Below are 7002 nucleotides of genomic sequence, written 5' to 3'. Positions count from 1 at the left end.
CCCATATAATCGGCGGTTGTTCGGTCCATGCCCATCTCGCTTCCGATTTTGCCTCGCCAAATGTTTCCTCCACCAACTACGACCGCAACTTCCACATCAAGGTCGACAACTTCCTTCACTTGTTCAGCGACTGTTTTGATGATTGCCGGTGAAAGACCGAAGCCTTGTTCACCTGCAAGCGCCTCGCCGCTAAGCTTCAAGACAATTCTTTTATATTTTGGGACGCCCATATGTACCCTCCGTCTACTGTGTTTTCTCGAAAAATAGGGAACACAAAGTTGTGTCCCCTAATTATCTTTATAATTGATCAGTTGCCTTTCACTTGGCTCATGACTTCATCAGCAAAGTTATCTTCGCGTTTTTCAATTCCTTCACCGACAGCAAAACGAACGAATTCTTTCAAAGTTCCGCCAGTCGATTTTACGAAATCACGCACTTTTTGATCAGAGTTCTTAACGAATGCTTGATCAAGAACACAGATTTCTTCGAAGTATTTTCCAAGACGGCCTTCAACCATTTTCGCAACGATATTTTCCGGCTTGCCTTCGTTCAACGCTTGCTCTGTAAGGACTTTGCGCTCGCGCTCTACTTCTTCCTCAGACACTTCATCACGTGAAATGTATTGCGGGTTCATTGCTGCGATGTGCATTGCCACGTCTTTTGCAGCGTCGGAGTCAGTTGTACCTTCAAGGATGGTCAACACGGAAATGCGTCCTCCCATATGAAGGTATGGACCGAATGCATCGTTGTCCGTTTTTGTTTTCACTTCAAAGCGGCGAAGAGTGATTTTCTCACCGATTTTAGCGACTGCATTGGAAATATGATCTGCGACTGTAAGTCCGTTTTCCATTTTTGATTCGGAAGCTTCTTCGACCGTTGCCGGTTTTGTTGCTAAAAGATGTTCGCCAAGCTCTTTGACAAGAGTTTGGAACGCTTCGTTTTTCGCAACGAAGTCCGTTTCAGCGTTCACTTCGAAAATGACAGCGTCGTTTCCTTTTACGATGATGTCAGTTGTACCTTCCGCAGCGATGCGGTCAGCTTTTTTAGCTGCGCTTGATAGACCTTTTTCACGAAGGAAGTCTACCGCTGCATCCATATCACCATTCACTTCAGTAAGTGCTTTTTTGCAGTCCATCATACCTGCGCCAGTTTTTTCACGCAGTTCTTTTACCATTTGTGCTGTAATTGCCATTGTTAGTTCCTCCTGTATGAGTGATTTGAGACGACAGTCTTTAAAAAAGACGATAAGGGGGTTGGCCGCTTATCGTCTGTTCTATTACTAAATATTACTCTGCAGCTACCGTTTCAGTCGCTTCTTCAGATACTTCTTCATCAGCGCCTTGTCTTGATTCGATCAATGCATCTGCCATTTTGCTAGTAAGTAGACGAACCGCACGGATTGCATCGTCATTCGCAGGGATTACATAGTCGATTTCGTCCGGATCACAGTTCGTATCAACAATACCGACGAGTGGAATGTTCAATTTGATTGCTTCCGCCACAGCGATGCGCTCTTTACGAGGGTCAACGACGAAGATGACGTCAGGCAATGATTTCATATCACGGATACCGCCAAGGAATTTCACAAGACGATCGTGTTCTTTTCTAAGTTCAGAAACTTCTTTTTTAGGAAGCACATCAAATGTACCGTCCTCTTCCATCGTTTCGATCTTTTTCATACGTGCAACACGTTTTTGGATCGTTCCGAAGTTTGTAAGTGTACCACCAAGCCAACGTTGGTTGATGTAGTACATTCCTGCACGCTCAGCTTCTTCTTTGATTGCATCTTGTGCTTGCTTCTTCGTACCAACGAATAGTACTTTTCCACCTTCTGCACCTACTTGACGCATGAAGTCATAAGCTTCTTCTAGTTTTTTCACCGTCTTTTGAAGATCGATGATGTAGATCCCGTTACGTTCCACGAAGATATACTTTTTCATTTTCGGGTTCCAACGACGAGTTTGGTGTCCGAAATGTACACCTGCTTCAAGCAGTTGTTTCATTGAGATTACTGACATTTGTTTTTCCTCCAATTTGGTTAGATTCCTCCGTATGTTTCATGCGATGGAATGACCTTTCGGCACCTTTTCCATCTTCCACATACGTGTGTAGTAACACCATTTGATAATATACCATACTGGTCATACGATTGCAACTTACTTCATCTGAATTTCAGAAGCAATTCCACTTCGGTTTTCCCTTTACCGAGCTTTTTTGCAATTTCCTCGATAGGTTTCCCCTCGTCATACATCTGGATGGCGCGTGTACGACTGTCCATTACAGGCTTGTTGAACTCCGGCTTGGACACGTTGCTCTTATTCAAAGAAGGTGCCGTCTGGTAAGATTTCATTGCCGCTTTCACAGGGTAACTTGGCGTATTGATGGAAAAAGCATTCCGTTCCGACGGTTGTTCCAACTCTGACCTATGATTGCTTTCCACTGTCTTTCCCTTGGCATTGTCTTCTTCCTGTCGCTTGTCGATGATGTTGATGAGCCGTTCATTTTCCTCCTTCAATTCGGATAAATAGGCACCGATCGCATCGTCCATTTCCGCCATCAGCTTCTGCTGCTTCTTCTCCAAGTTGTTGAATTTGGAAACTTTCATGTAAAGAAGCGCCATGAAATAAAATCCGATAACTTGTAAAATGAATAAAAAGATTAAAAATACCGTTTGCATGCTAGTCATCCTGTAAAGTCGACAAATGACCCTTTGTAAGGGTGCACAGTCTTCTTTTCCTCTTCGTTTTGTTGACGTTCCTTTTCGTTCCGTTCTTGATCCTGATTTTTCCCCTTCGGATCTTTATCCACTTTGGCGTACTTTTCGGAGTGACGGACACTTTCCCGATTTTTCACAGCTTCTTTTTCATTTTGGAGCTGTGCCTGTTCCTGATTCAGCTGTGATTGCTGCTGTTTTTGCTCTGCTATCTTTCCCGCCTCAAACGTCTTGGGAATGGCAATTTGGAGTTCGATTCCTTTCAGACTCATAAGATCCCTCCGTCAACAATTTCCGGCAGCAATAATTTTCGTAATTTAAACAGCGCCTTTGAATGGATTTGAGAAATTCTCGATGTTGATAAATTCAGGATTTCTCCAATTTCCGTCAGCGTCATTTCATCTGTGTAAAATAGATTCAACACCAATTGTTCATTATGATTCAGTTCTTTTATTTTCAAAGCCAAATCACCGACAAGCTCTCCCATGACAATCTGCTGTTCAGGAGTGCGCTCGTGGTCGTCTTTTAGGACAAATGATTTCTGACCTTCCTCTTCATCTTCGTTCATGCGCTCATCCATGGAGAGCACGTTCGAGAAATAGTGCTCATGTACAGTCTGATAGACTTCCTCGACAGAAACCCCAAGATGATCCGCTATCTCTTCGGGTGTTGCGTGGCGCAGCAGTTTCTGCTCCAGTTTCGAGATTTCTTCCTCAAGCTTTTTCGATCTTTCACGTGAAGAACGCGGGAGCCAGTCCTCCTTTCGCAAACCATCGATAATCGATCCACGGATCCTGAAGGAGGCATATGTATCAAATTTCAAGTCCCTGCCAGGATCGAATTTCGTCAAAGCGTCGAATAGCCCTTGGAGTCCAAGACTCATAATCTCGTCCCTCGAAACATTCCGCGGCAAGCCGGAACCGACTCGCTGCACATGATAGTTGACGAGAGGCGTGTACTTCCGGACAAGTCTATCGCCGGCATCGGGATCCCGATCACGCAACCATAGTTTCCAACATACATCTTCTTCCGTCAGATCCTCTTTGGACATCGAACCCCTCACCTTCCATGATGTTTCCGATAAAAAAATTGATTATTTGAATTCTATTATAGCAAATTTCGACAAAAAATAGCGACTGAACCGTTCAGTCGCTTTGCTCTATCTATTTACTTGGAAAAACATTTCATATTTCCTTCGTCCCTAAATTAACTGTCCGTATGCTTAATGTACTTGTCGTCGGGTCAAATTCGATTGTCCTTCCGCTAGAACCGCCTGTATCTTCCGCTATGATCGGAATGGAAAGTCGGGCAAGCTCCTGTTTGACTGCTTCGACATTCCGGGGACCGATACGGATCGTATCGCTGGATCCGAACTGAAACATTTGGGAGCCTCCTGCGATTTTAGCTTTCAGTGATAAAGGACGAACTCCTTCCGCCTTCAACATTTCCATCAATGAATAGATGCCGGTGTCTGCAAATTTTGCAGCATTCAAATTGTCGGACCTTCCTAGACTTGAATCGGGAAGCATGACGTGAAGAAGTCCCGCAATCTTCTTCGCCTCGTCATAGAGCACGACTCCGACGCACGACCCTAATCCCGACGTCCGGATGGAATCCGGTGCATGCACAATGTTCATATCAGCGATTCCGACTCTGACAACCGTTTTCGTCATGTTCATCTTACAGCACACCTAACGATCGGAAAATCGTTATATAGGACTCGGGATCGGGAAGTAGGAAGAAATGCCCATCGACGCTTGAATTTCCGTCATCGCCTTCTTCCTCGATACGGGTATCGATGACGATGACCTCATCACTATAATGCGACACTTCTATTAGTCCGAAACTGACAATAGCCCCTACCATATCAACACTTAGCGATGGAACGGTCGGGTGGACTTTCAATCCGGTGAAATCCGACAAGGCGGACAAATAGGATCCCGACAAAATATTGCCAAGTTCCTGCATTGCCGAAATGCCCATCTCCGGAATCGGCACTGCATGGAAGTCGAATGTTTCATCACCGATCAATCTTCGGATGAATTCATTTGCGGAATCGATTGGCAAGACAAAGAACATACTGCCTGAAAGGTCGCCTTGGATACGTAGGTATATACCTGCTACAATCCGCTCAGCTCCCCCTGCCAAATCAAACATTTCATCAAAGGAAACTAGTGAAACTTTCGGTACGAGCATATCGATCTTCCTGCCGAGCAGTTGTGAGAGGGCAGTAGCCGCATGTGCCGCACCGATATTTCCAATTTCCTTCAGCACGTCTAAATGCATATCTGTAATTTGGTGATCAGATTTCATCTGTCGTCACTCGTTTCACAGGCTGCAGCACTTTTTCGAGATTCAACATGACCAAGAGGCGTTTGCTTACTTTGGCAACACCCGATATGAATTCCGACTCTATGGAACCTACAACTTCGGGCTGCGGCTCAATCGAATCGACCGGAATATCGATCACATCGTTTGCAGCATCGACAATCAGCCCCACTTCAAATTCCTCCAATGAAACGATGATAATTCTGCTTGAGTCATCGAGAGGCTTCACCTCCATGCCGAAACGCTCCCGCAGATCTACAATCGGCGTGACAACACCTCTCAAGTTAATAACACCCTTTATGTAGGAAGGTGTTTTCGGAACTCTCGTAATCGATATGAGTTTCTCGATCGATTCGACTACGTCGACTCCCACAGCGTATTCCTTATCCATCAATTGGAAGACGATCACTTTCATTTCTTTGCTAATTTCACTTGCTGTTTCAGCCATTGCTTTCCCCTCCCGCCTATTTGATCAATGCATTGCAATCCACGATAAGCGCAACTTGGCCGTTCCCTAAGATCGTAGCCCCTGAAATTGCAAATACGCTTTGAAGATAATTGCCAAGCGATTTCAATACGATCTCTTGCTGCCCGATAAAGGAATCCACAATGAGCCCTGCCATCCTATCACCTTTACGAACGATGACTACGGATTGGAGTTCTTCTTCTTCCTTCGCGCCTTCCATCTCGAAAATGTCTTTTAAGTTGACGAGTGGAACAATGCTTCCTCTGAAATCAATCACTTTTTGGTTATGCGCATTCAAAATATCGGAAGTTTGAATAATTGCTGTTTCGATGATCGATGAAAGTGGGATTGCATAAATATCCTTATCCAAGTTGACAAGCATTACCGAAATAATGGATAGCGTTAATGGCAATTGCACTTGGAAAAGGGAACCTTGACCTTCCTTGGAATCGATTGTAATGTAGCCACCAAGTGATTCAATTGTGCTTTTCACGACATCCAGACCGACACCGCGGCCCGACACATCAGTGATTTTTTCTGCCGTTGAGAATCCGGATGACAAAATGAGCTCAGCAATCTGCCGATCCGTCAATGTGGCGGCCATCTCTTCAGTGACAACGCCTCTTTCAAGCGCCTTCTGTAAGACCCGATCCTTGTCGATACCTGCTCCATCGTCTTCCAGTTCAATGAATACGTGATTGCCGGAATGGTATGCTCTCAATGTGACAGTACCTTCTTCCGGCTTGCCTTTCGCAAGTCGTTCTGCAGGACTCTCAATGCCATGATCCAATGCATTTCGGATTAAATGGACGAGGGGATCCCCAATTTCATCGATAACCGTTCTGTCCAATTCAGTTTCAGCCCCGATGATTTCAAGATTAATCTTCTTATCAAGATCACGCGCAAGTTGGCGTACCATCTTCGGGAAGCGGTTGAATACAGTCTCCACAGGAATCATGCGCATGTTTAGAATGATATTTTGAAGATCACCCGAAACCCGGGTCATCCGCTCGACGGTTTCATTCAAATCAGGATTATGTAATTCACTTGCGATCGATTGCAAACGTCCCCTGTCAATGACCAGTTCTTCGAAAAGATTCATGAGAATGTCCAACCGGTCGATATTAACACGGATTGTCTTGTTCGCATTATGTGCATTGACTGCACGGCGTCCTTTTTGTGGAGCAGCTTCTGCCTTCCTGTTTTCCTTCGGGGCAGCAGACACTGCGGAATCATCCATGCTCTCAGAAGGCGACTGTCCCTTTGGAAGGGATACGCCCGTCACCGGATGGATATCGACTCGGTCCACTTCAGACACTTTCATCACTTTGGCTTCTAAAGAGCTTGCTTCCTCTTTTGTGATCAGGACGACGGTGAATACTTCATCGAAATCCTCATTTTCCAACTGTTCAACAGAAGGTTTCGACTTGACGATTTCTCCTGATTTTTCAAGAATCTCGAAAACCATGAATACTCTCGCAGCCTTTAGCAAGCA

The 7002-nt window shown here is 45.0% G+C and carries 9 protein-coding genes and 1 pseudogene; all 10 read right to left on the bottom strand.

Translation table 11 applies throughout. The annotated features are described in order from the left end of the window. Positions 1-230 (bottom strand): annotated as a pseudogene (pyrH, locus tag AWV70_RS24725) (UMP kinase); the annotation flags it as partial. Between the two features lie 77 nt (positions 231-307). Beyond that, positions 308-1192, bottom strand: coding sequence for a translation elongation factor Ts (gene tsf, locus AWV70_RS15725; protein WP_060209171.1), 885 nt, complete (start codon positions 1190-1192; stop codon positions 308-310). A gap of 94 nt (positions 1193-1286) precedes the next feature. Then, entirely contained in the window at positions 1287-2018 is a 732-nt protein-coding gene (rpsB, locus tag AWV70_RS15720) for a 30S ribosomal protein S2 (protein WP_060209168.1), read from the bottom strand. A 143-nt stretch (positions 2019-2161) separates the two neighbouring features. Continuing rightward, a complete protein-coding gene (locus AWV70_RS15715) occupies positions 2162-2677 on the bottom strand; it encodes a hypothetical protein (protein ID WP_060209166.1) in 516 nt (171 codons plus the stop codon). A gap of 5 nt (positions 2678-2682) precedes the next feature. Then, entirely contained in the window at positions 2683-2985 is a 303-nt protein-coding gene (locus AWV70_RS15710) for a hypothetical protein (RefSeq protein ID WP_060209163.1), read from the bottom strand. Continuing rightward, positions 2982-3764, bottom strand: a complete 783-nt coding sequence (locus AWV70_RS15705; protein ID WP_060209161.1) for a FliA/WhiG family RNA polymerase sigma factor — start codon at positions 3762-3764, stop codon at positions 2982-2984. Before AWV70_RS15705 ends, AWV70_RS15710 begins: the two co-directional genes overlap by 4 nt. A gap of 133 nt (positions 3765-3897) precedes the next feature. Next, a complete protein-coding gene (locus AWV70_RS15700) occupies positions 3898-4392 on the bottom strand; it encodes a chemotaxis protein CheD (protein ID WP_060209159.1) in 495 nt (164 codons plus the stop codon). A gap of 1 nt (position 4393) precedes the next feature. Continuing rightward, positions 4394-5026, bottom strand: coding sequence for a chemotaxis protein CheC (locus AWV70_RS15695; protein WP_060209157.1), 633 nt, complete (start codon positions 5024-5026; stop codon positions 4394-4396). Next, entirely contained in the window at positions 5016-5489 is a 474-nt protein-coding gene (locus tag AWV70_RS15690; protein ID WP_060209155.1) for a chemotaxis protein CheW, read from the bottom strand. Before AWV70_RS15690 ends, AWV70_RS15695 begins: the two co-directional genes overlap by 11 nt. Positions 5490-5505: 16 nt before the next feature. After that, positions 5506-7002: chemotaxis protein CheA (locus AWV70_RS15685; RefSeq protein ID WP_235588699.1), on the bottom strand; the 1497-nt coding region annotated here is incomplete at its 5' end.

Origin of the sequence: Sporosarcina koreensis, assembly GCF_001531445.1 — a bacterium.
Lineage (GTDB): Bacteria > Bacillota > Bacilli > Bacillales_A > Planococcaceae > Sporosarcina > Sporosarcina koreensis_C.
This window is presented reverse-complemented; position numbering and strand designations above follow the sequence as displayed.

Coding starts and splice junctions, on each gene's coding strand:
- AWV70_RS15690 (WP_060209155.1), bottom strand. CDS start 5,489: ATGGCTGAAACAGCAAGTGAAATTAGCAAAGAAATGAAAGTGATCGTC.
- rpsB (WP_060209168.1), bottom strand. CDS start 2,018: ATGTCAGTAATCTCAATGAAACAACTGCTTGAAGCAGGTGTACATTTC.
- AWV70_RS15715 (WP_060209166.1), bottom strand. CDS start 2,677: ATGCAAACGGTATTTTTAATCTTTTTATTCATTTTACAAGTTATCGGA.
- AWV70_RS15705 (WP_060209161.1), bottom strand. CDS start 3,764: ATGTCCAAAGAGGATCTGACGGAAGAAGATGTATGTTGGAAACTATGG.
- AWV70_RS15695 (WP_060209157.1), bottom strand. CDS start 5,026: ATGAAATCTGATCACCAAATTACAGATATGCATTTAGACGTGCTGAAG.
- tsf (WP_060209171.1), bottom strand. CDS start 1,192: ATGGCAATTACAGCACAAATGGTAAAAGAACTGCGTGAAAAAACTGGC.
- AWV70_RS15710 (WP_060209163.1), bottom strand. CDS start 2,985: ATGAGTCTGAAAGGAATCGAACTCCAAATTGCCATTCCCAAGACGTTT.
- AWV70_RS15700 (WP_060209159.1), bottom strand. CDS start 4,392: ATGAACATGACGAAAACGGTTGTCAGAGTCGGAATCGCTGATATGAAC.